The sequence below is a fragment of the Stutzerimonas decontaminans genome, from assembly GCF_000661915.1.
Classification (GTDB): domain Bacteria; phylum Pseudomonadota; class Gammaproteobacteria; order Pseudomonadales; family Pseudomonadaceae; genus Stutzerimonas; species Stutzerimonas decontaminans.
Genome location: NZ_CP007509.1, coordinates 2,460,511 through 2,486,463, shown reverse-complemented (window position 1 = coordinate 2,486,463; position 25,953 = coordinate 2,460,511). Strand labels below are relative to the sequence as shown.

General features: G+C 61.0%; 22 protein-coding genes. 16 read left to right on the top strand and 6 right to left on the bottom strand.

Features of this window, described 5'->3' with window-relative positions:
- Positions 1-2 precede the first annotated feature (2 nt).
- The 8 genes from UIB01_RS11420 (at position 3) to UIB01_RS11385 (ending at position 13,023) form a co-directional block, all read left to right on the top strand.
- Positions 3-1,415: a Y-family DNA polymerase gene (locus tag UIB01_RS11420; RefSeq protein ID WP_038660339.1), complete on the top strand. Its 1,413-nt coding sequence runs from the start codon at positions 3-5 to the stop codon at positions 1,413-1,415.
- Positions 1,412-4,489, top strand: a complete 3,078-nt coding sequence (locus UIB01_RS11415) for an error-prone DNA polymerase (RefSeq protein ID WP_038660336.1) — start codon at positions 1,412-1,414, stop codon at positions 4,487-4,489. The genes UIB01_RS11420 and UIB01_RS11415 overlap by 4 nt, the downstream gene beginning before the upstream one ends.
- 128 nt (positions 4,490-4,617) lie before the next feature.
- Entirely contained in the window at positions 4,618-5,928 is a 1,311-nt protein-coding gene (gene tig, locus UIB01_RS11410; RefSeq protein WP_038660334.1) for a trigger factor, read from the top strand.
- Positions 5,929-6,014: 86 nt separating this feature from the next.
- A complete protein-coding gene (gene clpP, locus UIB01_RS11405; RefSeq protein ID WP_038660331.1) occupies positions 6,015-6,653 on the top strand; it encodes an ATP-dependent Clp endopeptidase proteolytic subunit ClpP in 639 nt (212 codons plus the stop codon).
- Positions 6,654-6,750: 97 nt separating this feature from the next.
- Complete coding sequence (clpX, locus tag UIB01_RS11400) at positions 6,751-8,031, top strand: ATP-dependent Clp protease ATP-binding subunit ClpX (RefSeq protein ID WP_038660328.1); 1,281 nt, start codon at positions 6,751-6,753, stop codon at positions 8,029-8,031.
- 131 nt (positions 8,032-8,162) lie between these two features.
- Complete coding sequence (lon, locus tag UIB01_RS11395) at positions 8,163-10,559, top strand: endopeptidase La (RefSeq protein WP_038660324.1); 2,397 nt, start codon at positions 8,163-8,165, stop codon at positions 10,557-10,559.
- Positions 10,560-10,689: 130 nt separating this feature from the next.
- Entirely contained in the window at positions 10,690-10,962 is a 273-nt protein-coding gene (hupB, locus tag UIB01_RS11390; protein WP_003282502.1) for a nucleoid-associated protein HU-beta, read from the top strand.
- A 204-nt stretch (positions 10,963-11,166) separates the two neighbouring features.
- Complete coding sequence (locus tag UIB01_RS11385) at positions 11,167-13,023, top strand: SurA N-terminal domain-containing protein (protein ID WP_038660321.1); 1,857 nt, start codon at positions 11,167-11,169, stop codon at positions 13,021-13,023.
- Between the two features lie 101 nt (positions 13,024-13,124).
- On the opposite strand, the gene UIB01_RS11380 is transcribed toward UIB01_RS11385, so the two are convergent.
- The 6 genes from UIB01_RS11380 to pqqA (UIB01_RS22780) all read right to left on the bottom strand — a co-directional run bounded on the left by UIB01_RS11380 (position 13,125) and on the right by pqqA (UIB01_RS22780) (position 17,174).
- Positions 13,125-13,970, bottom strand: a complete 846-nt coding sequence (locus UIB01_RS11380; RefSeq protein ID WP_038660319.1) for a dihydroorotate dehydrogenase — start codon at positions 13,968-13,970, stop codon at positions 13,125-13,127.
- Complete coding sequence (gene serC, locus UIB01_RS11375) at positions 13,963-15,063, bottom strand: 3-phosphoserine/phosphohydroxythreonine transaminase (RefSeq protein ID WP_038660317.1); 1,101 nt, start codon at positions 15,061-15,063, stop codon at positions 13,963-13,965. The genes UIB01_RS11380 and serC overlap by 8 nt, the downstream gene beginning before the upstream one ends.
- Positions 15,044-15,547 carry a urate hydroxylase PuuD gene (locus UIB01_RS11370; protein WP_015277074.1) on the bottom strand — a complete coding sequence of 168 codons (504 nt, stop codon included), beginning with the start codon at positions 15,545-15,547 and terminating at the stop codon, positions 15,044-15,046. The genes serC and UIB01_RS11370 overlap by 20 nt, the downstream gene beginning before the upstream one ends.
- 85 nt (positions 15,548-15,632) lie before the next feature.
- Positions 15,633-16,778, bottom strand: coding sequence for a pyrroloquinoline quinone biosynthesis protein PqqE (gene pqqE, locus UIB01_RS11365; protein WP_038660314.1), 1,146 nt, complete (start codon positions 16,776-16,778; stop codon positions 15,633-15,635).
- A complete protein-coding gene (gene pqqD / locus UIB01_RS11360; protein ID WP_038665696.1) occupies positions 16,747-17,043 on the bottom strand; it encodes a pyrroloquinoline quinone biosynthesis peptide chaperone PqqD in 297 nt (98 codons plus the stop codon). The genes pqqE (UIB01_RS11365) and pqqD (UIB01_RS11360) overlap by 32 nt, the downstream gene beginning before the upstream one ends.
- 56 nt (positions 17,044-17,099) lie before the next feature.
- Complete coding sequence (gene pqqA, locus UIB01_RS22780; RefSeq protein ID WP_003282509.1) at positions 17,100-17,174, bottom strand: pyrroloquinoline quinone precursor peptide PqqA; 75 nt, start codon at positions 17,172-17,174, stop codon at positions 17,100-17,102.
- Between the two features lie 410 nt (positions 17,175-17,584).
- Between pqqA (UIB01_RS22780) and exaC the strand changes: the two genes are divergently transcribed.
- The 8 genes from exaC (at position 17,585) to UIB01_RS11325 (ending at position 25,949) form a co-directional block, all read left to right on the top strand.
- The gene (gene exaC, locus UIB01_RS11355) at positions 17,585-19,105 is read left to right on the top strand and encodes an acetaldehyde dehydrogenase ExaC (RefSeq protein WP_015277070.1); all 1,521 of its coding nucleotides are present in this window, start codon (positions 17,585-17,587) and stop codon (positions 19,103-19,105) included.
- Between the two features lie 243 nt (positions 19,106-19,348).
- Entirely contained in the window at positions 19,349-20,467 is a 1,119-nt protein-coding gene (locus UIB01_RS11350) for an oxidoreductase (protein ID WP_038660311.1), read from the top strand.
- Positions 20,468-20,645: 178 nt separating this feature from the next.
- The gene (gene pqqA / locus UIB01_RS22775; RefSeq protein WP_003284930.1) at positions 20,646-20,717 is read left to right on the top strand and encodes a pyrroloquinoline quinone precursor peptide PqqA; all 72 of its coding nucleotides are present in this window, start codon (positions 20,646-20,648) and stop codon (positions 20,715-20,717) included.
- Positions 20,718-20,764: 47 nt separating this feature from the next.
- Complete coding sequence (gene pqqB, locus UIB01_RS11345) at positions 20,765-21,676, top strand: pyrroloquinoline quinone biosynthesis protein PqqB (protein WP_038660308.1); 912 nt, start codon at positions 20,765-20,767, stop codon at positions 21,674-21,676.
- A gap of 85 nt (positions 21,677-21,761) precedes the next feature.
- Entirely contained in the window at positions 21,762-22,514 is a 753-nt protein-coding gene (gene pqqC, locus UIB01_RS11340; protein WP_038660305.1) for a pyrroloquinoline-quinone synthase PqqC, read from the top strand.
- A gap of 93 nt (positions 22,515-22,607) precedes the next feature.
- The gene (gene pqqD, locus UIB01_RS11335; RefSeq protein WP_038660302.1) at positions 22,608-22,886 is read left to right on the top strand and encodes a pyrroloquinoline quinone biosynthesis peptide chaperone PqqD; all 279 of its coding nucleotides are present in this window, start codon (positions 22,608-22,610) and stop codon (positions 22,884-22,886) included.
- Positions 22,858-24,012, top strand: coding sequence for a pyrroloquinoline quinone biosynthesis protein PqqE (gene pqqE / locus UIB01_RS11330; RefSeq protein ID WP_038660299.1), 1,155 nt, complete (start codon positions 22,858-22,860; stop codon positions 24,010-24,012). Before pqqD (UIB01_RS11335) ends, pqqE (UIB01_RS11330) begins: the two co-directional genes overlap by 29 nt.
- Positions 24,009-25,949: an alpha/beta hydrolase family protein gene (locus UIB01_RS11325; protein ID WP_051605077.1), complete on the top strand. Its 1,941-nt coding sequence runs from the start codon at positions 24,009-24,011 to the stop codon at positions 25,947-25,949. Before pqqE (UIB01_RS11330) ends, UIB01_RS11325 begins: the two co-directional genes overlap by 4 nt.
- The last annotated feature ends 4 nt before the right edge of the window (positions 25,950-25,953 follow it).

The following is a 25,953-nucleotide window of genomic DNA, read 5'->3' as shown; positions in this document are numbered from 1 at the left end:
CAATGCGCTGGGCCTGCATTATTCTGCCGCAACTGGCACTCGACGGCGTGCTGCGTGCGCAAGAAGTTGGCGATGCGCCGCTGGCCATGATCACCGGGGGGGCGCAACGACGGTTTTTGCAGGCAGTCAACGCACCGGCACGCCAGCTTGGGCTACGTCCAGGCATGACGCTGACGGCGGCACAGGCCCTGGTGCGAGACTTCATCCGGGTTGAATACGACACTCTAGAAATAGAGCGCTCGGAGCGCTTGCTGGCTGCCTGGGCCTATCGCTTCAGTTCGCATGTCAGCCTGTTCTATCCGCGCACCCTGCTGCTGGAGGTGGAATCCAGCCTCGCACTCTTCGGTCCCTGGCCGCGATTCGAGGCCAGATTGCGTCAGGAACTCACCGATCTGGGCTTCCGCCACCGCATCGTGGTGGCACCAAACCCCGTTGCGGCACGTGTGCTGGCAAATGTTCACGATGGACTGGTGGTCGATGAGCAGGGCCTGCTCGAGACGCTCATGCCGCTTTCGCTGGAGCGACTCGGTTTACCGCGCGATTCGGCCCGAAGCTGCCAGCGCATGGGGATACGCACGTTGCGCCAGTTGCTTGCTCTGCCTCGCTCGGGGCTGGCGAAGCGTTTCCCTGCAGAAGTACTGCTGCAACTTGATCGCCTGCTGGGGCAACAACCTATAGCACTGGATTATTTCCTGCCGCCTGAGCGTTTCGAGCAGCGCCTGGAGTTTAATTTCGATGTCGAGTCGCATCAGGCATTGCTGTTTCCGTTGCGACGGTTGTGCGCGGATTTGGCGGCTTTCCTGCACGGCCGTGATTGTGGTGTGGAGCGCTTCGCGTTGCACATGGAGCATCGTTCAGCTGCGGACACTCGGCTCGACGTGGGGTTGCTGAGCCCGGAGCGCGAGAGCGAGCGGCTTTTCGAACTGGCGCGTGGACGTCTGGAGCGTTTGCAACTGTCGACGGCAACGCAGGCGCTACGGCTGGTGGCCGAAGACCTGCCCGTGTTCGTGCCTGAGCGCCGTGAGCTGTTCGATGATCGCCCGCAACGTAGCCTGGTCTGGCTGCAACTGCGGGAGCGATTGCGAGCTCGCCTTGGTGAGGGGGCGGTTCTGGCAGTGCATGCGCGGGACGATCATCGTCCGGAACATGCCTGGCGATTGGCTACCGAGGATGGCTCGGGCAGTCATGGGTCTGCGGATAAGCGCCCCGGATGGTTGCTGCCACAGGCGAAGCAGCTGAAGGAAAATGAGGTCCGCATTCTGGGCGGTCCAGAGCGCATCGAGTCCGGCTGGTGGGATGCGGACGATATTCGACGTGACTACTTCCTGATCGAAACTCGCACTGGGCAGCTGGGTTGGGCCTATCGAGCGTTCGGGGAGGCAGGCCCTCTGATGCTGCAAGGGTGGTTTGCATGAACCTGCCCGATTACGCGGAGCTGCATTGCCTGTCCAACTTCAGTTTTCAGCGCGGTGCTTCCAGCGCACTGGAGTTGTTCGAACGTGCTCGGCAGCATGGCTACAAGGCGCTGGCCATCACGGATGAGTGCTCGCTGGCGGGGATCGTGCGTGCGTGGCAGGCCGCCAGAGAGACGGGCGTTCCCTTGATCGTCGGCAGCGAGGTAAAGGTCGAGGACGGCCCAAAACTGGTGCTGTTGGTGGAGAACATCGAGGGCTACCAGAATCTGTGTCGCCTCATCACCCTGGCACGTCGGCGTGCGCAAAAAGGGCAGTACCGTTTGCTGCGTGAGGATATCGATCAGTCGGCGCAGGGGCTTCTAGCGCTCTGGCTGCCGTCACTCGATGACAACGAAGTTCATGGTCATTGGCTCAGTGAGCGCTTTGCCGATCGCCTCTGGCTGGCGGTCGAACTGCACTACGGTAGTGATGACGCACGGCGCCTCGCACATTGCCAGGCTTTGGCTCAATCGCTTGGCATCGCCTTGGTGGCAGCCGGCGATGTTCACATGCACGCCCGCGGGCGGCGTGCGCTGCAGGATTGCCTGACAGCCATCCGCCATCATTGCAGCGTTGCCGAAGCCGGGCAGCGACTTTTCCCAAATGGCGAACGTCACCTTCGTTCACGGCATCAACTGGCCGAGCTGTACCCAGCCGCGCTGCTCGATGAAACGCTGAGAATTGCCGAGCGCTGCCGATTCGACCTTGGCCAGCTGCGCTATGAGTATCCCCACGAGCTGGTACCGCCTGGGCAGACCGCTACCCACTGGCTGCGCCAGCTGACAGAGCAGGGTGCGCTTTCTCGCTGGCCCGGAGGCGCTCCCGCGGTCGCCCGTGAGCGGATCGAAAGCGAACTCCAGCTGATCGCCGAGTTGGGTTACGAAAGCTACTTTCTGACCGTGCACGACATCGTCCGCTTTGCGCGCGAACGCGGCATTCTCTGTCAGGGACGCGGGTCTGCTGCCAATTCCACCGTCTGTTACGCACTTGGCATCACCGAGCTGGATCCGTCGCAGCGGCACATGTTGTTCGCCCGTTTTCTATCGAAGGAGCGTAACGAGCCGCCGGATATAGATGTCGATTTCGAGCATGAGCGGCGCGAGGAAGTCATTCAGTACATCTTCCGTCGCTATGGTCGCGAACGTGCGGCATTGACCGCGGTGGTCAGCAGCTATCGGGGAGCTGGAGCTGTGCGAGACGTGGCTAAGGCGCTGGGTTTGCCGCCCGATCAGGTCAGTGCACTGGCTGATTGCTGCGGTCACTATAGCAGCGCGCCGCCAGCGCCCGAGCGCCTTCGCGAGGCGGGTTTCGACCCGGAGAATCCGTTGCTGCGCCGTGTGCTGGTGCTGACCGGCCAGCTGGTGGGCTTTCCCCGTCATCTGTCGCAGCATCCAGGCGGTTTCGTCATTTCCGAGCGGCCGCTGCAGACGCTGGTGCCGGTTGAAAATGCCGCGATGGCAGAACGCACCATCATTCAGTGGGACAAGGATGATCTGGACCTGATGGGGCTGCTCAAGGTCGACGTTCTGGCGCTGGGCATGCTCAGCGCGCTGCGTCGCTGCTTCGATCTAGTCGAGCGATATCGAGGCCAGCGCTGGACGCTGGCCAGCCTGCCACAGGAGGACCCGGCGACCTACGCCATGATCTCGCGCGCCGATACCGTCGGCGTGTTCCAGATCGAGTCCCGTGCGCAGATGGCCATGCTGCCCAGGCTTCGTCCGCAGACCTTCTATGACCTGGTCATTCAGGTGGCCATCGTGCGGCCAGGGCCGATCCAGGGCGATATGGTGCATCCCTATTTGCGTAGGCGTAACGGTGAGGAGCCGGAAACCTATGCGTCCGAGGAGCTTCGTACCGTGCTCGAACGAACGCTGGGTGTTCCGCTGTTTCAGGAGCAGGTCATGGAGCTGGCCATCGTCGCGGCCGACTACACGCCAGGCGAGGCAGACCAGCTGCGTCGCTCCATGGCGGCATGGAAGCGTCACGGTGGGCTCGAGCCGCACCGGCAGCGGCTGACCGAGCGGATGCTTGCCAATGGTTACCAGGCTGAATTCGCCGCGCGTCTGTTCGAGCAGATCAAAGGCTTTGGCAGCTATGGCTTCCCCGAATCCCACGCAGCCAGCTTCGCCTTGCTGACCTATGCCAGTAGCTGGTTGAAGTGTCATGAGTCGGCGGCCTTTGCCTGCGCCCTGATCAACAGCTGGCCGATGGGGTTCTACAGTCCTGACCAGATTCTTCAGGATGCGCGCCGTCACGGCATCGAAATCCGTCCGGTCGATATTCGTTTCAGTGACTGGGAGTGTTCGTTGGAGAGGGGCGAGCAGGGGCACGCGGCCATCCGACTGGGCTTGTGTCTGGTGCGCGGGTTCAAGGACGAAGACGCTCTACGCTTGGTGCGGAGTCGTCAGCAGGCAGCGTTTGCGGATGTTGAGGACGTCTGTCGACGCGCGGCGCTGGATCGTCGGTCGCGCGAGTTGCTGGCTGATGCCGGCGCATTGCGTGGCCTTGCGGGCCATCGCCACCGAGCCCGCTGGGCCATTGCCGGCGTCGAGGAACAGCTGCCTCTGTTCGCCGGACTGGTGGCGCAAGAGTCCGTGGTGACGCTGCCGCTGCCGAGCGTGGCTGAAGATATGCAGAGCGATTACGAGCTGCTGGGCACCACGCTGGGCCCGCATCCACTGCAGTTGTTGCGTGGGACCTTGCGAGCACGGCGCTGCCTGGCTTCAAGGGATCTGGCCGGCGTTGACAGCGGACGTCAGGTGCGTGTGGCAGGGCTGGTGACTGGACGGCAGAAACCGCAAACAGCCAGCGGCGTGATCTTCGTGACGCTGGAGGACGAATTCGGCATGGTCAACGTCGTGGTGTGGCATGAATTGGCCGAGCGGCAGCGGCGGGCGCTCGTCGGCTCACAACTGCTGCAGGTCGAAGGCAAGCTGGAAAGCCAGGACGGGGTCAGACATCTGATAGCCGGGCGCCTGACCGATCTGAGCATGTTGCTGAGCGGCCTAGACATACGCAGTCGTGACTTTCGCTGAATGGCTTGCCTAGCCGCCATTCGGTTCGGCGTGACAGGCAGGGTGACTTATGTCAACCGAGCCACTAGAATGCTTGCCCATTCTGGGGCCGGAACGCCCGGCTTATGTCTGTGCAACGAGGAAAATCCATGCAAGTTTCTGTTGAAAGCACCTCCGCTCTTGAGCGCCGCATGACCATCGGCGTGCCGGTCGAGCGCATCGAGACCGAAGTCAACAAGCGTCTGCAACAGACCGCCAGCCGTGCCAAGATTCCTGGTTTCCGTCCCGGCAAAGTGCCGATGAGCGTGATTCGCCAGCGTTACGAAGAAGCCGCCCGTCAGGAAGCGCTGGGCGACCTGATCCAGTCGACTTTCTATGAAGCCGTCGTTGCAGAGAAGCTGAACCCGGCCGGCGCGCCGTCCGTCGAGCCGAAAGTGTTCGAAAAGGGCAAGGACCTGGAATACGTCGCCACCTTCGAGGTGTTCCCCGAGTTCGAAGTGGCTGGTTTCGAAGCCATCGAGATCGAGCGTCTGCAAGCTGAAGTGGCCGATGCCGACGTCGACAACATGCTGGAAATCCTGCGCAAGCAGAACACCCGTTTCGAAAACGTCGAGCGTGCTGCCGAGAATGGCGACCAGCTGACCATCGACTTCGTCGGCAAGATCGACGGTGAAGCCTTCGCCGGCGGATCGGCCAAGGGCACTCAGCTGGTGCTGGGCTCGGGCCGCATGATCCCGGGCTTCGAAGATGCACTGGTCGGCGCCAAGGCGGGTGAAGAGCGCGTGATCAATCCGACCTTCCCTGAGGATTACCAAAACCTCGATCTGGCCGGCAAAACTGCCGAGTTCACCGTCACCGTGAACGCCGTTGCCGCTCCGCAGCTGCCCGAGCTGAATGACGAGTTCTTCGCCCAGTTCGGCGTGCAGGAAGGTGGTGTCGAAGGCTTCCGCGCCGAGGTGAAGAAGAACATGGAGCGCGAGCTGCGTCAGGCCATCAAGACCAAGGTGAAGAACCAGGTCATGGAAGGGCTGGTAGCTGGCAATCCGATCGAGGTGCCGAAGGCGCTGATCGACAACGAAGTGAACCGTCTGCGTGTCCAGGCTGTTCAGCAGTTCGGTGGCAACATCAAGCCTGATCAGCTGCCCGCTGAGCTCTTCCAGGAGCAGGCCAAGCGCCGCGTCGTCCTCGGTCTGATCGTTGCTGAAGTGGTGAAGCAGAAAGAACTGAAGCCTGATGAAGCCCGTGTGCGTGAGCTGATCGAAGAAATGGCATCTGCCTATCAGGAGCCCGAGCAGGTTGTCGCCTGGTACTACAAGAACGCCGAGCAATTGAACGAAGTCCGTTCGGTTGTGCTCGAAGAGCAAGTTGTAGATACTGTTCTGCAGCAAGCCAAGGTGACTGACAAGTCGGTCTCCTACGAAGAAGCTGTCAAGCCTGCGGAAGCCCCGCAAGCTGCCTGATTTCTTACATTCGAGTGCACAAACATAAGCCAGCCTCGTGCTGGCTTATGTCTTTTAAGGCATGACATAGGGAGTATCGTTGGAACATGTCCCGCAATCCTTTTATGCAAGCTCCGGACATTCAGGCCGCCGGCGGCCTGGTCCCGATGGTGATCGAGCAATCCGCACGCGGTGAGCGCGCCTATGACATCTATTCCCGCCTCCTCAAGGAGCGGGTGATCTTCATGGTAGGCCAGGTCGAAGACTATATGGCCAACCTGATCGTCGCGCAGATGCTCTTCCTCGAGGCCGAAAATCCCGAGAAGGACATTCACCTGTATATCAACTCCCCAGGTGGCTCGGTGACTGCCGGTATGTCGATTTACGACACCATGCAGTTCATCAAGCCGGACGTGTCGACCATCTGTATCGGTCAAGCCTGTTCCATGGGTGCGCTGCTTTTGACAGGTGGAACCGCTGGCAAGCGTTACTGCTTGCCGCATTCGCGGATGATGATTCATCAGCCATTGGGCGGCTTCCAAGGTCAGGCTTCGGATATCGAGATTCACGCACGTGAGATCCTGACCATCCGCGAGCGCCTGAATAAAGTCCTGGCTCACCATACCGGCCAGCCGATGGATGTGATTGCCCGCGACACCGACCGCGACAACTTCATGAGCGGTGACGATGCCGTCAAGTACGGATTGATTGACCAGGTTCTGACCCAGCGTCAACTGGCCGTTTGATCTCCGCAGCCTGCGATATGTGGCTGTGCCGTGGGCTTGAAAAAGCCCACGATTGCCTTCATCTTGTGTTTCAAGCCTTCCCGATTGGATCGATCGAATGACTGACACCCGCAACGGCGAGGACTCCGGCAAACTGCTCTATTGCTCTTTTTGCGGCAAAAGCCAGCATGAAGTACGCAAGTTGATCGCCGGGCCCTCCGTTTTCATCTGCGACGAGTGCGTCGACCTGTGCAATGACATCATCCGCGAGGAGGTGCAGGAAGCGCAGGCTGAGAGCAACGCGCACAAACTGCCTGCGCCCAAGGAGATCAGCGGCATTCTCGACCAGTACGTCATTGGTCAGGAACGCGCGAAGAAGATCCTCGCAGTGGCCGTTTACAACCACTACAAACGGCTGAACCAGCGCGATAAGAAAGAAGAAGTCGAGCTGGGCAAGAGCAATATTCTGCTGATCGGCCCTACCGGCTCCGGCAAGACGCTGCTGGCCGAAACCTTGGCACGCCTGCTCAATGTACCGTTCACCATCGCCGATGCAACCACGCTCACCGAAGCGGGCTATGTGGGCGAAGACGTTGAGAACATCATCCAGAAGCTATTGCAGAAGTGCGATTACGACGTAGAGAAGGCCCAGATGGGCATTGTCTACATCGACGAAATCGACAAGATTTCCCGCAAGTCCGATAACCCGTCGATCACTCGCGATGTATCGGGAGAAGGCGTCCAGCAGGCGCTGCTCAAGTTGATCGAAGGTACTGTCGCTTCCGTTCCGCCGCAGGGCGGTCGCAAGCACCCGCAGCAGGAATTCCTGCAGGTGGATACTCGCAATATCCTGTTCATCTGCGGTGGTGCGTTCGCCGGTCTGGAGAAGGTCATTCAGGGCAGGTCTACACAGGGCGGCATCGGTTTCAACGCCGAGGTGCGCAGCAAGGACCCGGGCAAGAAGATCGGCGAGGCACTACGGGCCGTTGAGCCGGACGACCTGGTCAAATTCGGTCTCATCCCCGAGTTCGTTGGTCGCCTACCGGTGATCGCCACACTTGACGAGCTCGACGAGGCGGCGCTGATCCAGATACTCACCGAGCCAAAAAACGCGCTTACTAAGCAATATGCCAAGTTGTTCGAACTCGAAGGCGTGGACCTGGAGTTCCGTCCGGACGCGCTGAAAGCGGTCGCTTCTCGAGCACTTGAGCGCAAGACTGGCGCGCGCGGTCTGCGTTCGATTCTGGAAGGCGTGCTGCTGGACACCATGTACGAGATTCCCTCACAGAAGGAGGTCAGCAAGGTTGTCATCGATGAAAGCGTGATCGAAGGCACATCCCAGCCTTTGTTGATTTACGAGAACACCGAGCCGCCAGCCAAGGCGGCGCCTGAGGCGTAATCGAACAAAGGGGCCTGCGGGCCCCTTTGCATTTGGTCCGCTGCCTTGTTTTTTGCGGAGCATGCCCCCATCTTTGCTGTCAGGGCATTGCCCATCCGTTTACCGCCGAATGGCCGTCGTAGAGCTGAATTATGAAGACAACCATCGAATTGCCCCTTTTGCCGCTGCGCGATGTGGTGGTTTACCCGCACATGGTGATCCCGCTTTTCGTTGGCCGTGAAAAATCCATCGAAGCGCTCGAATCCGCCATGGCCGGCGATAAGCAGATCCTCTTGCTGGCGCAGAAGAATCCCGCTGATGACGATCCGGCTGAGGACGCGTTGTACCGAGTCGGTACGGTGGCGACCGTGCTGCAGCTTCTCAAGCTGCCTGACGGCACGGTCAAGGTGCTCGTTGAGGGCGAGCAGAGAGGCGTTATCGAGCGCTTCGTCGAGGTCGACGATCACTGCCGCGCCGAGGTCTCGTTGATCGAGGAGGCCGAGGTCGACGCACGCGAATCCGAAGTCTTTACCCGCAGCCTGCTCAGTCAGTTCGAGCAGTATGTCCAGCTCGGCAAGAAGGTTCCGGCGGAGGTCTTGTCCTCGCTGAGTAGCATCGATGAGCCGGCGCGCTTGGTCGATACGATGGCTGCGCACATGGCGCTGAAGATCGAGCAGAAGCAGCAGATTCTCGAAATTACCGATCTCCCTGCGCGGGTCGAACACGTGCTGGCACTGCTCGACGCCGAGATTGACCTGCTTCAGGTAGAAAAGCGCATTCGCGGTCGCGTGAAGAAGCAGATGGAACGCAGCCAGCGCGAGTACTATCTGAATGAGCAGATGAAAGCCATTCAGAAGGAACTCGGCGACATCGATGAAGGCCACAACGAAGTCGACGAGCTGAAGAAGCGCATCGAGAATGCTGGCCTCAGCAAAGACGCCTACGCCAAGGCTCAGGCCGAGCTGAACAAGCTCAAGCAGATGTCGCCGATGTCTGCCGAAGCGACCGTGGTCCGAACCTATATCGATTGGCTGGTGAACGTGCCTTGGAAGGCTGCCAGCAAGGTGCGCTTGGATCTGGCGAAGGCTGAAGAGGTGCTCGACGCGGACCACTATGGTCTGGAAGAGGTCAAGGACCGGATACTTGAGTATCTTGCCGTGCAGAAGCGCGTGAAGAAGCTCAAGGGTCCCGTACTTTGCCTGGTTGGCCCTCCAGGCGTTGGTAAAACCTCGCTAGCCGAGTCCATCGCACGCTCGACCAATCGCAAGTTCGTCCGCATGGCGCTTGGCGGGGTGCGTGACGAAGCCGAGATTCGTGGTCACCGTCGTACCTACATTGGCTCCATGCCCGGCCGGTTGATCCAGAAGATGACCAAGGTCGGTGTCCGCAACCCGTTGTTCCTGCTCGATGAGATCGACAAGATGGGCAGCGACATGCGCGGTGACCCGGCGTCTGCGCTGCTCGAGGTGCTGGACCCGGAGCAGAATCATAACTTCAACGATCACTACCTCGAGGTCGACTATGACCTCTCGGACGTGATGTTTCTCTGCACTGCCAACTCCATGAACATTCCTGCGCCGTTGCTTGACCGCATGGAAGTCATCCGGTTGCCCGGCTACACAGAGGATGAAAAGGTCAATATTGCCACCCGCTACCTGGCGCCCAAGCAGATCGAGGCCAATGGCCTGAAGAAAACCGAGCTGGAGTTTCAGGAAGCGGCAATTCGCGACATCATCCGCTACTACACCCGCGAGGCGGGCGTTCGCAGTCTCGAACGGCAGCTGGCCAAGGTGTGCCGCAAGGTCGTCAAGGAACATGCTGCGGAGAAGCGTTTCCACGTTGTGGTGGATGCGGACTCGCTGGAGCACTTCTTGGGCGTGCGCAAGTTCCGCTATGGCCTTGCTGAGCAGCAGGACCAAGTAGGGCAGGTGACGGGTCTGGCGTGGACCCAGGTCGGTGGTGAGCTGCTCACTATCGAGGCCGCGGTGGTGCCCGGCAAGGGGCGCTTAACCAAGACCGGCTCGCTGGGCGAGGTCATGGGCGAATCGATCACGGCAGCGCTGACGGTGGTCCGCAGCCGTGCGACCAGTCTTGGTATAGCCGCCGACTTTCACGAAAAGCAGGATATTCATATCCACGTTCCCGAAGGCGCGACGCCGAAAGATGGGCCAAGCGCCGGTGTCGGTATGTGCACCGCGCTGGTTTCTGCGCTGACTCAGATTCCGGTGCGCGCAGATGTCGCAATGACCGGCGAAATAACTTTGCGTGGGCAGGTGCTTGCAATTGGCGGATTGAAGGAAAAACTTCTCGCCGCTCATCGTGGTGGGATCAAGACGGTGATCATTCCGGAAGAGAATCAGCGTGATCTGAAAGAGATTCCTGAAAATATTAAGCAGGACCTGCAGATTAAACCGGTGAAGTGGATTGACGAGGTCCTGCAAATTGCGCTGCAATACGCGCCGGAGCCCTTGCCCGATGCGGCTCCCGAGATTGTTGCAAAGGACGACAAGCGCGAGCCTGATTCCAAGGAGCGAATCAGCACGCATTAGTCTGGACGGCCACGTTGACACACTTCAGGTGCCCTTGTTTAATCGGCCTCTTGTGTCATTGCCATCTAGCACCGCTTTGCTTACACCCGAAAATTAAAGATACGACTCAACAGAAATAAGGGGACTTAGAGTGAACAAGTCGGAACTGATCGATGCTATCGCTGCATCTGCTGATATCCCAAAAGCTGTTGCTGGCCGCGCGCTGGATGCAGTGATCGAATCCGTCACCGGTGCCCTGAAGGCTGGTGACTCCGTTGTACTGGTTGGTTTCGGTACTTTCGCTGTCAAGGAGCGCGCTGCGCGCACCGGTCGCAACCCGCAGACTGGCAAGCCGATCAACATCGCCGCTGCCAAGATCCCGGGCTTCAAAGCTGGCAAGGCTCTGAAAGACGCTGTCAACTAAGCGCTTTTCACCCGGCCAGTCAGCAGTAGCTGCGCTGGCTCGGGGCGGTTGTAGAGCAGGCCTGGCCTGCTGCATTCAGGCTTGGGGGAATAAGCCCAACCGCTCCAAAAGCTCCGAGAAGGCGCATCCCTGGATGCGCCTTTCTTTTATCCGGTTACAACCCGCGTTGCGCAAGCCACCGCGCCGCAGACTCCTGGGGGTCGCATGCTTCAGAACATCAGGGACAATTCACAAGGCTGGATAGCCAAAACCATCATCGGCATCATTGTCGTTCTGTTGGCGTTGACGGGCTTCGAAGCCATCTTCAACGCTACCAGCAACAGCCAGAATGCAGCCGAGGTCAATGGCGAGGAGATTTCCCGCTACGACCTGGACCAGGCGATGAACATGCAGCGGCGTCAACTGGCCCAGCAACTGGGGCAAGACTTCGACGCCTCACTGATCGATGATCGCTTGCTGCGTGATGCTGCGCTCGGTTCGTTGATCGACCGCATGCTGCTTTTGCAAAGTGCCAAGAGTGCGAACTTCGCTTTCTCCCGCGAAGCGCTCGACCAATTGATTTTGCAGACTCCCGAATTTCAGGTGGAAGGCGCCTTCAGCCCTGCACGTTTCGACCAGGTCATCCAGCAGATGGGCTATTCCCGTCTGCAGTTCCGCCAGTTGCTCGAGCAGGAGATGCTGATTGGGCAGCTGCGTGCCGGCATTTCCGGTACCGGCTTCGTGACCGATCAGCAGGTCGAGAGCTTTGCTCGTCTCGAGATGCAAACCCGGGATTTCGCAACGCTTACCGTGCCCGCGCAGCGCGAGTCGATCGAGGTGAGCGACGAGCAGATCAAAGATTATTACGAGGCCAATGCCGATCGTTTCCGTACACCTGAGCAGGTGGTCATCGAGTATGTCGAGTTGAAGAAGGAGTCCTTCTTCGATCAGGTCGAGGCGTCCGATGAGGAGCTTCAAGAGCTTTATCAGAAGCAGATCGCCAATCTCGCCGAGCAGCGCCGTGCTGCGCACATTCTCATCGAAACCGGCGGTGAGCTCAGCGATGAGCAGGCCAAGGCGAAAATTGAAGAAATAGCCGCGCGGGTTAAGGGCGGTGAAGATTTTGCCATCGTCGCCAAGGAAACCTCGCAGGACCCGGGCTCTGCCAATGAAGGCGGTGATCTGGGCTTCGCCGGACCCGGCGTCTATGACCCCGCGTTCGAAGATGCACTTTATGCGTTGAGCGAAGGGGAAGTCTCGGCACCGGTGCAGTCCGAGTTCGGCTGGCACATCATCAAGCTATTGGGCGTCCAGTCACCTGAGGTGCCGTCTTTCGAAAGCATGAAGCCCGAGCTGGTTCGCGAACTCAAGGCGCAGCAGGTCGAGCAGCGGTTCGTGGAAACCAGCAAGCAACTGGAAGACGCTGCATTCGAGGCGTCCGACCTGACGCAGCCGGCGCAGGATCTTGGTCTGATGGTACAGACCACCGAAGCGTTCGGCCGTGACGGCGGCGAAGGCATCACTGCCAATCGCCAGGTTATCCAGGCTGCTTTCAGCGAAGAGGTGCTGGTAGATGGTGCCAATAGCAGCGTCATCGAGCTCGATCCTGATACTTCCATCGCACTACGCGTCAAGGAGCACCTGAAGCCGGCCCCCATCGCGCTGGCGGATGTACGTGACGATATCGTTCAGCAGCTTCAGCGCAGTCTGGCAGCCGAGACGGCTCGTACTCAAGGCGAGCAACTGCTGGCGGATCTGCGTCAGGGGCAGCAGCCGGATGGCCAATGGCAGTCGGTGGAAGCCGCCACGCGGAGTCAGGAAGGTGTTGCGCCGGCGCTGCTGCAGGCTGTGTTCCGCATGCCCCGCCCGGAGCAGCAGGACAAGCCGAACTATTCCGGTGTTGCCTTGAGCAATGGGGACTACGTCGTGGTGCGCCTGAACGGCGTCAACGAGCCCGAGGCTGCGCTATCCGATGAGGAGAAGCTGAATTTCCGTCGCTTCCTGGCCTCGCGTGTTGGCCAGCAGGACTTTGCAGCGTTTCGCCAGAAGCTGCAGGCCGAGGCGAAAATCGAAAAGTTCTGATCGCGACTTGATGAGCAATGATCGGCTGGTTTTCTCGGTCGATCATTTTGACAACGCCCCGGCTGGTCCGGGGCGTTGTCGTTATTGCTGCAGATCGTTGCTCAGCGGAGCAGGTGGCTTGCCAGCCACGGCCCCTGATGCAGCAGTGCTGTGTGAACCTGCACCAGCTCGGCGCCGGCATCCATACGCGCTTGCAAGTGGCTCGCCGTCTGGATGCCACCCACCGAGATCAATGCCATGCCCTGGCCGCAAAAGCGCCGCAAGCCCTCGATTTGTTCACAAGCCAGTGCCTGTTGTTGTGGGTCCTGCCAGGCACGGTAGCGCTCGCGCGCAGCTGGCGGTCCTGGGTCGTGGGCGGCTAATAGCCCGTCGAACTTGAGGTCGAGCAGCATGCTGGCTAGCAAGAAGGGAACCTGCTTTGGCAGGCAGCGTAGCTTCGCTACCAGCGGTACCTGGCGCTTGCCCTCCAGGTTCAGCTGCTGATGCTCCTCACGGAGAGCGGTCAGGAGGTTGCGCAGGCGCACGGCATTTGAGAGCAGAGGTGCGCTGGCCGGGCCGATCAGGTTCAGTACCAGGTAGTCGGCCTCGGACCATGCGTTGCGCAGCAGCGCGCAGCTCTCCGCCACCGAGCTTCCCGCATCCAGGGTCAGGTTTATTCCAAGGCGCGCCTCGCCACGTGACATCGGCTCCAGTTGCGCCAGTCCATCCGCAGTCAGACTACCGATCTCGTTGAAACCGAATCCCAGCGCCGCCACCCGCCGGGCAAGACGCCCATTGCGATCAAAGCCGGCGGCGATACCTAGCGGCGACGGAAAGTTTAGGCCCATCACGGTAAGAGGTCGACCCGGTATGGCGTGCGGCAGACGACAGGCGACGTCGACCAGAGTCAGTGACAGTTGCTGTGCCAGTGAGCGGCGTAAAGCGTGCAGGCCGTGCCTTCTATCCATGCTTACGCTCGAAATCAGTCATGAATTCCACCAGGCGCGCCACTCCGCTCAGTGGCATCGGGTTGTAGAGGCTGGCTCGTATGCCGCCGATCGCTGCGTGGCCGCGCAGATTGGCCAGGCCGTTACGCTCGGCCTCGGTCAGAAAGGTTTCGGTCAGTCCGGGCTTGGTCAGTTGGAAGCAGACATTGATCGGTGAACGGTCTGCGGGGCGTTGCGGACACAGGTAGAAGTCGCTGTTTTCAACGCAGCGATATAGGAGGCGACTTCTTTGCTGAGCTGCGGCAGCCATGGCTGGAACGCCGCCGTTACGTCCCATCCAGCGCAGCATCAGCCCGGTCACGTAGAGGGCGAAGGTGGGTGGCGTGTTGAAGCGGCTCTGCTGCTCGGCCTGCGCCGCATAACTGAACGCGGTCGGCAGACCGGGAGGGGGCGCTCGCAGAAGATCGTTGCGGATTATCACTATGCACAGCCCGGCGACGCCGAGATTCTTTTGCGCGCTGGCATAGATCAGGCCGAAGCGTTCGAGCGGAAGCGGCCGGGTGAGAAAGTCGGAGGTCATATCCGCCACCAGTGGTACCGACAGTTCCGGAAACTCCTGCAGCTGCAGCCCATTACCGGTTTCGTTGCTGGTCACATGGCAATAGCCGGCAGCCGGATCGAGCTGCCAATGATCCAGTGGGGGCAGGGCGGTGAAGGCCTGTTCTGTACCACTAGCGATGACATTGACTGGCGAATGACGGCGGGCCTCGGAGATTGCCTTGCGTGCCCAGTGGCCGCTCTCCAAGTAGTCCGCACTCTGTCCTGACCGCAGTAGATTGAGCGGCAAAAGGCCGAACTGCGCCGAGGCACCTCCTTGCATGAAGAGCACGCGATAGTTGTCGGGGATCGTCAGTAATGTACGCAAGTCGGCTTCGGTCTCGACCATCAGCTGCTTGAAGGCGGTGCTGGTGAAGGGCTGCTCAAGCACGGAGGAGCCGGTATTGCGCCAGTTCGGCAGCTCCTCGCGAATCTGTTCCAGCACCTCCTTGGGCAACATCGCCGGACCGGAGGCGAAGTTGTAGCGTTCGGCGCGCTCAGAAGAAGTGCAGGCCATGACCGCCACTCGCCATCAGGAACAGCAGGGGAAAGGACAGAATGGTGTTGCTGCGCGAGGAGAGGAAGGTAATCCGCGAGCAGCGTACCCGCTCTTCCAAAGTCGCCGGAACGAAGCCGAGCAGCTTTTTCTGATGCGGCCACAGCACCAGCCAGAGATTGAGCAGCATCAGCGTGCCAATCCAGGCGCCCAGGCCGATCACTGCCAGCGGGCCTTGTAGCAGCAATGCATCAGCCAGCCAGCCGCGTTGCCAGAGCATGAACATGCCGGATACCCAGACGACCACGGAGGCGTAGCGGAAGATGCCGTGCTCACGTTTCATCCGCACTTCCAGATCGCGGTTCAACGTGGCGGTATCGATACCGTTCTGCAGTGGCACGAAGCGCGGGTTCTGGATGAAGTTGGCGTAGTTATGACCGACCCAGACCAACGCGAACAGCAGGTGCGCGTAGCGGGCCAGCAGGTCGAGAACGGGTAGCTGCATGGCTCAACCCACTAACCAGTAACGCAGTAGCAGGTAACAACCAAGCGTTAGCGCGAGGCCCGCGCCAACGGTGCCGCCGAACGAGTCATGGGGCAGTTTCAAGTTCCACCCCCTGACTGGCCTGTCGGGTGATCAGCGTGCCCTGCGGGCGCGTAGCTTCCTGCGCCAGCGCCACGGCCTGGCGAATCAGCTGATGATGTGGAGATTTACTGCAGGCCGGATCGGTGTTGGCACCATTGCCGGTCAGCAGCAGGGCCTGGCAGCGGCAGCCGCCGAAATCTTTTTCCTTATCCTCACAGCTGCGGCAGGGTTCGGGCATCCAGGCGTCGCCACGGTAGAGGTTGAATACCGGCGAGTCGTACCAGATCTGCTCTAGCCGTTGCTGACGCACGTTTGGGAAGGTCAGGTCCTTGAAGTTGCTGGCCTGGGAGCAGGGCAGCACGTTGCCGTTTGGCGCGATGGTGACGTGAATCGTGCCCCAGCCGTTCATGCAGGCCTTTGGACGGCCTTCGTAATAGTCTGGGATGACGAAGAAGATGGTCAGTCGATCACCGAAACGCTCGCGTGCGTTATGTACCTCGTCTTCGGCTCTCTGCAGTTCGGCATGGGTCGGCATCAGCGCATCGCGGTTGAGCAGTGCCCAGTTGTAGTACTGCACGTTCGCCAGTTCGAGATACTCGACTCCCAACTCGACGGCGAACGCGATGATCTCCGGCACCTGAGCGATGTTCTGCCGAGTGATCGGTACGTTGAGCACCATGGGAAAGTCAATGGACTTGATCAGCCGCGCCATGCGCAGTTTGCGCTCCAGGGCATCGACGCCGGCCAGCTGACGAGCCACTTCACGGTCGGTTGATTGAAAACCGAGCTGGATGTGGCGCAGCCCGGCATCCTTCAGGGCACGCAGGCGCGCTTCGGTCAGGCCAATACCGGAGGTGATCAGGTTGGTGTAGTAGCCCATGCGGTCAGCCTCGGCGACCAGCGTTTCGAGATCCTTGCGCAGCGTGGGCTCGCCGCCCGAGAAGCCGATCTGCATCGCGCCCATGGCACGGGCCTGGGCCATTACATCGATCCACTCGGCGGTGCTCAATTCGTCCTGGCGGTAATCGGCGAAGTTGCGCGGGTTGCTGCAGAACACGCACTGCAGCGGGCACTGGTAGGTCAGCTCCAGCAGCAGCCAGACCGGGTTGCCGCTGCCATCAAGCCTTAGCTCGGATCCAGCCCTTGCCATGGGATACCTCCAGGAAATTCAGGACGCCGTTGCGAATCGCGTCGACGTCGGATGCGTTGTAGCTAAGCGCGAGCTGATCGATCAGCTCGGCGACGCTGGTCGTGCCGTCGCAGCGCCGCAGAATCTCGCCGCCGGTGGCGTTGAGCTTGACGATGCCCTCTGGGTAGAGCAGCACGTGGGCTTGCTGCGAGTCTTCCCAGCGAAAGAGGAAGGGCGGGCGGATCTCGTAACGGCAGGCTGGTGAAATCATTGTTGTTGTCGTCATGTCCATATCCTCGCTCGACCGGCGTGAAGCGATGTTCGATCACGCCGGTCAGGGGCTCAGCGTACGTAGACGTACGCGGTGACTTCGAAGCCCAGACGCAGGTCGCAGAAGTCCGGATCGATCCACTGCATGGCATATCTCCTCATTGGGTGTTGTGGGGAAAAGCGATGTCGCACCCCGAAGCTAAGGCGCTTTGGCAGGTGGGCTAATAAGACTTTGGGGTTGGTTTTGCCGCCTTTTGGTCGCGCTTTTCTTGCGTTACAGAAGAATTTGCGCTCTGGGCAGACACCCTTGTTCAACGTCATTTTTAGAGTGCGATCCAGGGTCTATCCTGCTCGGCTTTTTCTCCCGATCCAGGCTGGTCGTATCAATCGCAAACCGCCACCAGCTCTGCCTCTGCGCCTTGCCATCTACTACCAAATGAGGAGTCCTCCGCTGCCATGGGTGCATACCGGAGCGAAGACCCCGCTGCCTAAGATCGGTCCATGTCCTGTGCACTTTCCGGCACAGGCTCCGACAAGCAGAAGAAGAGAGGCCCATCATGATCTACGCTCAGCCCGGTACCCCAGGCGCCGTCGTATCCTTCAAGCCGCGCTACGGCAACTACATCGGTGGTGAATTCGTCCCGCCGGTCAAAGGCGAGTACTTCGTCAACACCTCGCCAGTCAATGGTGAGGTCATTGCCGAATTCCCGCGCTCCGGTGCCGAAGATATCGAGAAGGCGCTGGACGCCGCTCACGCTGCCGCCGACGCCTGGGGCAAGACCTCGGTGCAGGACCGCGCGCTGATTCTGCTGAAGATCGCCGATCGCATCGAAGCCAACCTGGAAAAGCTCGCGGTCGCCGAAACCTGGGACAACGGCAAGGCCGTTCGTGAAACCCTGAACGCCGACGTACCGCTGGCAGCGGATCACTTCCGCTACTTCGCTGGCTGCATCCGCGCCCAGGAAGGCAGCGCTGCCGAGATCAACGAGCACACCGCGGCCTATCACTTCCATGAGCCGCTGGGCGTGGTTGGCCAGATCATCCCGTGGAACTTCCCGCTGCTGATGGCCGCCTGGAAACTGGCTCCGGCCCTGGCTGCTGGTAACTGCATCGTGCTCAAGCCGGCCGAGCAGACCCCGCTGTCGATCATGGTGTTCATCGAAGTGGTTGGTGACCTGCTGCCGCCGGGCGTGCTGAACATCGTCCAGGGCTTCGGTCGCGAAGCCGGTCAGGCGCTGGCCACCAGCACCCGCATCGCCAAGATCGCTTTCACCGGCTCGACTCCAGTCGGCTCGCACATCATGCGTTGCGCCGCCGAGAACATCATTCCGAGCACCGTGGAGCTGGGTGGCAAGAGCCCGAACATCTTCTTCGAAGACATCATGAATGCCGAGCCTGCATTCATCGAGAAAGCCGCTGAAGGCCTGGTACTGGCCTTCTTCAACCAGGGTGAGGTCTGCACCTGCCCGTCGCGTGCGCTGATCCAGGAATCGATCTTCGAGCCCTTCATGGAAGTGGTGATGAAGAAGATCAAGGCGATCAAGCGTGGCAACCCGCTGGATACCGACACCATGGTCGGCGCCCAGGCGTCCGAGCAGCAGTTCGACAAGATCCTCTCCTACATGGAGATCGCTCAGCAGGAAGGCGCGCAGATCCTCACCGGCGGTGCCGCCGAGAAGCTCGAAGGCAGCTTGTCGACTGGCTACTACGTGCAGCCAACGCTGATCAAAGGCCACAACAAGATGCGCGTGTTCCAGGAAGAGATCTTCGGACCCGTAGTCGGTGTTGCGACCTTCAAGGACGAGGCAGAAGCGCTGGCGATTGCCAACGACACCGAGTTCGGCCTGGGTGCCGGCGTCTGGACCCGTGACATCAACCGCGCCTACCGCATGGGTCGCGGCATCAAGGCCGGTCGCGTCTGGACCAACTGCTACCACCTGTACCCGGCTCACGCGGCGTTCGGTGGCTACAAGAAGTCCGGTGTCGGCCGCGAAACCCACAAGATGATGCTCGACCACTACCAGCAGACCAAGAACCTGCTGATCAGCTACGACATCAATCCACTCGGATTCTTCTGATGAGGGCCCCGGCGCGTTAGCTCCAGCGCGCCGGCTTACTTTGCTATGCACGTCATGTGCAGGAACCTGCGCCGCTTCTGCTGTAATCCCCCTGGAACCGAGCGCAAGGTTCCTATCGCAACGCGGCCCCGGCCGCGTTTTTTTTTGCCCGGTGGTGAACCAGCCATCGCGTACATCGAACTCCCCGCCGCTGATGCGCCTCCCATCAACATGCCCCCTAATCGGATGGATGAGGAAAACACCATGTCGCAACTGTTCGAGCCCTATACGCTGAAACATATGCGCCTGCGCAACCGTGCGGTCGTCGCGCCCATGACCCGTGTCAGCGCCGAAGCCGAGGGTGCCGCCAACGAACTGATGCGGGACTACTATGCGTCGTTCGCCAAGGGCGGTTTCGGCCTGATCATCAGCGAAGGCATCTATACCGATACGGCCTTCAGCCAGGGCTACTTCAATCAACCGGGGCTGGCCACCGAGGCGCATCGCGATAGCTGGCGACTGGTAGTCGAAGCCGTTCATGACGCGGGCGCCGCTTTCGTCGCTCAGCTCATGCATGGGGGCGCCCAGACTCAGGGCAACATCCATCATGCCCGCCATATCGCGCCGTCGGCGGTGCAGCCCAGCGGGTTTCAGCTGACGTTCTACGGCGGCGAGGGTCCTTACGCGACCCCGGCCGAAATGAGCGAACAGGAGATCCAGGAGGCCATCCAGGGATTCGCCCAGGCTGCGCGTCACGCGCGCGAGGCCGGTTTCGACGGCGTCGAGCTGCATGGTGCCAATGGTTACCTGTTGCACGAATTCATCAGCGCCGAATTCAACCAGCGACTTGATCAGTGGGGCGGCGACTACCTGCAGCGCCTGAATATGCCTCTGGCGGTGATCCGCGCCGTACGCGCCGAGGTGGGTTATGACTTCGTGGTTGGAATGCGTCTGTCCCAAAGCATGGTTTGCGATAGCAAGCTGAAATGGGAAGGTGGAGTGGACGAAGCCGGGCAGCGTTTTCGCGCGCTGGTCGATGCCGGTCTCGATTATCTGCACGTCACCGAGCCGGATGCGGCCGCACCGGCGTTCGGCGAAGGGCCGAGCTTTGCTGCGATCGCCAAGAGCTGCGTCACGATCCCGGTGATTGGGAACGGCGGCATCGTCACGGGCGAGCAGGCTGAAGGCTTACTCGTCGATGGTGATATGGATCTGGTCGCGATAGGCAAGGCTGCGCTGGCCAATAACGACTGGCCGCAGCGTATTCAGCAGGGATTGGAGCTCAGCAAGTTCGACGGCACGATGTTCGTCCCCATGGCGACCATTACCAACGAACTGGCCTGGCGAAACGCCAATGATCGGCCGGCGCTGGGTTCAAGTTGACAGCCTCTCGCCGCAGGCGTTAGCTGAATGAGAAACGGTGTAACAACGGACGGCCGTCTGTCGGGCACTACCAAGGCACGGCGCTGTCTCCTTCCAAAGTACCATTCTGCTTTAGGCAGAACAGGGGGCTTAATTGGGCTGTCGGAATCTTCCGGCACCATAAAAAGAGGACCGACCTATGTGGACTAAACCCGCCTTCACCGACATGCGTATTGGTTTCGAAGTCACCATGTACTTCGCAAACCGTTGATCGATCAGCCCCGGCTCCGGCCGGGGCTTCGCTTTTGGGGGCTGTCCATGTTCATCCGTATTCTTGGTTCCGCTGCGGGCGGCGGTTTTCCGCAGTGGAACTGCAATTGCGCCAACTGCGCCGGCCTGCGCGCCGGCACGCTCAATGCAAAGGCGCGTACCCAGTCGTCGATCGCCATCAGTGATAACGGTGTCGACTGGATTCTATGTAATGCCTCGCCGGACATCCGCGCTCAGCTGGAGTCGTTCCCGACGCTGCAGCCGGCCCGTGCGCCACGCGATACCGCCATCGGTGCCATCGTTCTGCTGGACAGCCAGATCGATCACACCACCGGCCTGCTGACCCTGCGTGAAGGTTGCCCGCATGAGGTCTGGTGCACCGAGATGGTCCATCAGGATCTGACCACCGGGTTCCCGCTGTTCAACATGCTCGAACACTGGAACGGCGGCTTGAAATGGAACCCCATCGCCCTGGCCGGCAGCTTCACCATTCCCTGCTGCCCGAACCTGCATATCACGCCGATCCCGCTGCGCAGCTCGGCGCCGCCGTATTCACCGCATCGCAACGATCCACATCCCGGCGACAACATCGGCCTGCTGATCGAGGATCGCAAAAGCGGTGGCACGCTGTTCTATGCGCCGGGCCTGGGCAAGGTCAGCGATGACTTGCTCGAAACCATGCGCCAGGCCGATTGCCTCCTGGTCGACGGCACCCTTTGGCGTGACGACGAAATGCTCGTGCGCGAGGTTGGCACCAAGCTCGGCAGCGAGATGGGACACCTGCAGCAGAGCGGCCCGGGCGGCATGATCGAGGTGCTCGACGGCATGCCCGCGGTTCGCAAGATTCTCATCCACATCAACAACACCAATCCGATCCTCGATGAAGACTCCGTTGAACGCGAAATCCTCGGCGAGCACGGAATCGAAGTCGCCTTCGACGGCATGAACATCGAGCTGTAGCGACGCGCTGCTAAGACGCGGCTACAGACCGTGAGGCAGCTCGAGTAAAGAACAACGGAACGAAAAGAAAAGGAACGACACCGTCATGAACCTGCCAACCATGAGTCCCGCCGAATTCGAACAGGCGCTGCGCGCCAAGGGCGAGTACTACCACATCCATCACCCGTTTCACCGGGCCATGTATGCCGGCCAGGCGACGCGCGAGCAGATTCAGGGCTGGGTCGCCAACCGCTTCTACTATCAAGTCTGCATTCCGGTGAAGGACGCGGCGATCATGGCCAACTGCCCGGATCGTGATACCCGCCGGGAGTGGATTCAGCGCATCATCGACCATGACGGCGCGCCAGGCGAAGAGGGCGGCATCGAGGCGTGGCTGCGGCTGGCCGAAGCCGTCGGGCTGGATCGCGAGCAGGTGCTGTCGCAGGAACTGGTGCTTCCCGGTGTGCGTTTCGCGGTGGATGCCTACGTCAACTTCGCTCGCCGCGCCAGCTGGCAGGAAGCCGCCAGCAGCTCGCTGACCGAACTCTTCGCCCCGACCATCCACCAGTCGCGGCTGGACAGCTGGCCGCAGCACTATCCCTGGATCGATGCCTCCGGCTACGACTACTTCCGCAAGCGACTGAAGGAGGCGCGCCGCGACGTCGAGCACGGCCTGCGCATCACCCTGGAGCACTACCGCACCCGCGAGGCGCAGGAGCGTATGCTGGAAATCCTGCAGTTCAAGCTCGACGTGCTGTGGAGCATGCTCGACGCCATGAGCATGGCCTACGAGCTGGATCGCCCGCCGTACCACACCGTGACGCGTGAACGGATCTGGCACAAGGGCATCAGCTTCTAGGAGCGTGCGTCCACGGGTGGGCTTCAGCCCACCGCCAACGAGCACAATTGATTTGGCCGGGCTGCCCGCCTGCCTACTGGCGAGACAACGACCATGAGCAATATCCAACTGACCCAGATTCCAGCCTTTCGCCGAGGCTACCGCTTCCAGTGGGAGCCGGCGCAGAACTGCCACGTACTGCTCTATCCGGAAGGCATGATCAAACTCAACGAGAGCGCCGCGGCAGTGCTGACCGAGGTGGATGGAACCCGCAGCGTCGGCGCAATCGTTGCCGACCTGCAGGTCCGCTATCCCGAGGCCGAAGGAATTCAAGAAGATATCGTCGCGTTTCTGGAGGTCGCCGTTGAACGGTTCTGGATCGAGCTTCGCTAAACCTGGCTACGAGCCTGGCCCGCCGCTCTGGCTGCTGGCGGAGCTGACCTATCGTTGCCCTCTGCAGTGTCCGTACTGCTCCAATCCGCTGGACTTCGCCCGCAGCCACGACGAGCTGAGCACCGCCGAGTGGATCGAAGTATTCCGCCAGGCACGCGAGATGGGCGCGGCCCAGCTTGGCTTCTCAGGCGGTGAGCCGCTGGTGCGCCAGGACCTGGTAGAGCTGATCGAAGCGGCACGCGGACTCGGCTATTACACCAACCTGATCACTTCTGGCATCGGCCTCACTGAAGAGAAGATCGCCAGTTTCGCCGAGGCCGGGCTGGACCATATTCAGATCAGCTTTCAGGCGGCCGACGAGGAGGTGAACAACCTGCTTGCCGGTTCGAAGAAGGCCTTCGCGCACAAGCTGGAAATGGCCCGTGCGGTGAAGAAGCACGGCTATCCGATGGTGCTCAACTTCGTCACGCATCGGCACAACATTGACAACATCGACCAGATCATTCGTCTGTGCATCGAGCTCGAAGCCGATTTCGTCGAGCTCGCCACCTGCCAGTTCTACGGCTGGGCCGAACTGAACCGTGCCGGATTATTGCCGAGCAAGGAGCAGCTGGTACGTGCCGAGCGCATCACCAACGAGTGGCGCGACAAGCTCGCCGCCCAAAACCATCCCTGCAAGCTGATCTTCGTGACGCCCGATTACTACGAAGAACGGCCGAAGGCCTGCATGAACGGCTGGGGCAACCTGTTCCTTGATATCACTCCGGACGGCACGGCGCTGCCTTGCCACAGCGCGCGACAGCTGCCGGTGGAGTTCCCCAACGTGCGCGAGCACAGCATCGAGCACATCTGGCGACACTCCTTCGGCTTCAACAAGTTTCGCGGCTACGACTGGATGCCCGAACCCTGCCGCAGCTGCGACGAGAAGGAACGTGATTTCGGTGGCTGCCGTTGCCAGGCCTTCATGCTCACCGGCGACGCCACCAATGCCGACCCCGTGTGCAGCAAGTCGGCACACCACGGCAAGATCCTTGCGGCTCGCGAGCAGGCAGACCACGGCGCACTGGGGCTCGATCAGCTGCAGCACCGTAATGAGAAGACCTCCAAGCTCATCCTCAAGGTATGAAATCGCCCCGCAACGATTCGTCCATGCCCCACCAATCCGCCGAGGCGCTGCCCTATGGCTTCTGGCCCAGCGCCTGGAGCGCCGAGGCCGCAGCGGCCACGAGTCGGGATTATGCTGAGTTGCGGGCCGGGCACGGCGGGCTGTTCTGGATCGAGTACGACCCCGCTCAGGGGCGCTGCACGCTGTGGTTCTGGCAGGCCGGCCGCGCACGCCGCCTGACCCCGGACGACTTCTCGGTACGCAGTCGCGTTTATGAATACGGCGGCGGTGCGTTCTGTCTGGCCGGGCAGGGCATCGCCTTCGTCAACGAAGCGGATCAGCAGATCTACCTGCAGCTGACCGATGAGGCCGAGACCGCGCCGCCGCCAATCGCGCTGACGGCGGCGCCTGAACGCCGTTATGGCGATCTGCAGCATGACCCCGTCAGTGATGCGATTCTGGCGCTGGAGGAATCCCATGAGGCCGTTGGCGTCGTGCATCGTCTGGTGAGTATCTCCATGGTCGATGGTGCGCGTCGTGTTGTTGTGGAGGGCGCCGACTTCTATGCCGCTGCGGTGCTCAGTCCGGACGGTGCACGGCTGGCTTGGATCGAATGGGATCGTCCCGAACAGCCCTGGGCCTCGTCGCGCCTGTGCGCAGCTGAACGCCTGCCTAACGAGCGTTGGGGCAACAGGCAATGCCTGGCAGGCACGGATGGAGGCGAGTCCTTGCAACAGCCACGCTTCGCCTCCGACGGCCGGCTGTTCTGCCTCAGCGACCGTTTGGGTTTCTGGCAGCCTTTCTATGAGGCAGACGGCCAGCTGCATCGGCATTCGCTGACGGCATCCGGAGAGGCGGACGAGGCACAGGACTTCGACTGCGCACCGGCGCCCTGGCAGCTGGGCACCATCAGCTACCTGCCACTGGCTGGTGGCGGCCTGTTGTTGACGCATATGGTCGATGGTTATGGCTGGCTGTTCGAGCACGCTGCCGATGGCAGCCGGCGCCAACTGGCAGCGGACTTCACCCGGTGCCGCCAATTGGCCGCCAACCAGACCCACGTGTTCTGTATCGCTGGCGCTCCGGAGCGAGCACCCGCGGTACTCGCCATCGAAAGGGCCAGTGGAGCGGTGCAGATTCTCGCCGGCGGAGCGCAGCCGCTGTCGGCCAGTCAATTGTCGCGCCCGCAATCCATGTGCTTTCCGACCGGTGATGGCGAGGTCGCACATGCTTTCTTTTACCCACCCGCCAATGCGAACTGCCGCGGCGAGCCGGGGGCCTTGCCACCTCTGGTGGTATTCGCTCATGGCGGGCCGACTTCGGCGAGCTATCCGGTATTCGATCCACGCATCCAGTACTGGACTCAGCGCGGTTTCGCCGTGGTCGACGTGAACTATCGCGGCAGCAGTGGCTTCGGGCGGGCCTATCGACAGCGATTGCGCGAGCAGTGGGGCATTGTCGACGTGGAAGACGCCTGCCAGGCCGCACGGGCATTGGTGGAGCAGGGCGCGGTCGATCCGCAGCGCTTGTTCATCCGTGGGTCCAGCGCCGGTGGCTTCACGGCGTTGAGTGCGCTGGTCGCGACAGCGCTGTTTCGCGGCGGCGCCAGCCTGTATGGCGTCAGTGATCCGCTGGCCCTGCGGCGGGTGACGCACAAGTTCGAGGGCGACTACCTGGACTGGCTGATCGGCCATCCGCAGCAGGTGCCGGAGCGCTTCCGTGAGCGCGCCCCGCTGCATAACGCCGACCGTATTGCTGCACCCGTAATCTTCCTGCAGGGCGGACAGGATGCGGTGGTGCTGCCGGAGCAGACCGAGGCGATGGTTGAGGCTTTGCGTGATCGTGGTATCGCGGTGGAGTACCGCCTGTACCCCGAGGAGCGCCACGGGTTTCGACAGGCAGCCAACCTCGCGGATGCGCTGCAACGGGAACTGCGCTTCTACCAGCAGCTGCTCTGAGGCA

Coding starts and splice junctions, on each gene's coding strand:
- UIB01_RS11420 (WP_038660339.1), top strand. CDS start 3: ATGCGCTGGGCCTGCATTATTCTGCCGCAACTGGCACTCGACGGCGTG.
- UIB01_RS11415 (WP_038660336.1), top strand. CDS start 1,412: ATGAACCTGCCCGATTACGCGGAGCTGCATTGCCTGTCCAACTTCAGT.
- tig (WP_038660334.1), top strand. CDS start 4,618: ATGCAAGTTTCTGTTGAAAGCACCTCCGCTCTTGAGCGCCGCATGACC.
- clpP (WP_038660331.1), top strand. CDS start 6,015: ATGTCCCGCAATCCTTTTATGCAAGCTCCGGACATTCAGGCCGCCGGC.
- clpX (WP_038660328.1), top strand. CDS start 6,751: ATGACTGACACCCGCAACGGCGAGGACTCCGGCAAACTGCTCTATTGC.
- lon (WP_038660324.1), top strand. CDS start 8,163: ATGAAGACAACCATCGAATTGCCCCTTTTGCCGCTGCGCGATGTGGTG.
- UIB01_RS11385 (WP_038660321.1), top strand. CDS start 11,167: ATGCTTCAGAACATCAGGGACAATTCACAAGGCTGGATAGCCAAAACC.
- UIB01_RS11380 (WP_038660319.1), bottom strand. CDS start 13,970: ATGGATAGAAGGCACGGCCTGCACGCTTTACGCCGCTCACTGGCACAG.
- serC (WP_038660317.1), bottom strand. CDS start 15,063: ATGGCCTGCACTTCTTCTGAGCGCGCCGAACGCTACAACTTCGCCTCC.
- UIB01_RS11370 (WP_015277074.1), bottom strand. CDS start 15,547: ATGCAGCTACCCGTTCTCGACCTGCTGGCCCGCTACGCGCACCTGCTG.
- pqqE (WP_038660314.1), bottom strand. CDS start 16,778: ATGGCAAGGGCTGGATCCGAGCTAAGGCTTGATGGCAGCGGCAACCCG.
- pqqD (WP_038665696.1), bottom strand. CDS start 17,043: ATGACGACAACAACAATGATTTCACCAGCCTGCCGTTACGAGATCCGC.
- exaC (WP_015277070.1), top strand. CDS start 17,585: ATGATCTACGCTCAGCCCGGTACCCCAGGCGCCGTCGTATCCTTCAAG.
- UIB01_RS11350 (WP_038660311.1), top strand. CDS start 19,349: ATGTCGCAACTGTTCGAGCCCTATACGCTGAAACATATGCGCCTGCGC.
- pqqB (WP_038660308.1), top strand. CDS start 20,765: ATGTTCATCCGTATTCTTGGTTCCGCTGCGGGCGGCGGTTTTCCGCAG.
- pqqC (WP_038660305.1), top strand. CDS start 21,762: ATGAACCTGCCAACCATGAGTCCCGCCGAATTCGAACAGGCGCTGCGC.
- pqqD (WP_038660302.1), top strand. CDS start 22,608: ATGAGCAATATCCAACTGACCCAGATTCCAGCCTTTCGCCGAGGCTAC.
- UIB01_RS11325 (WP_051605077.1), top strand. CDS start 24,009: ATGAAATCGCCCCGCAACGATTCGTCCATGCCCCACCAATCCGCCGAG.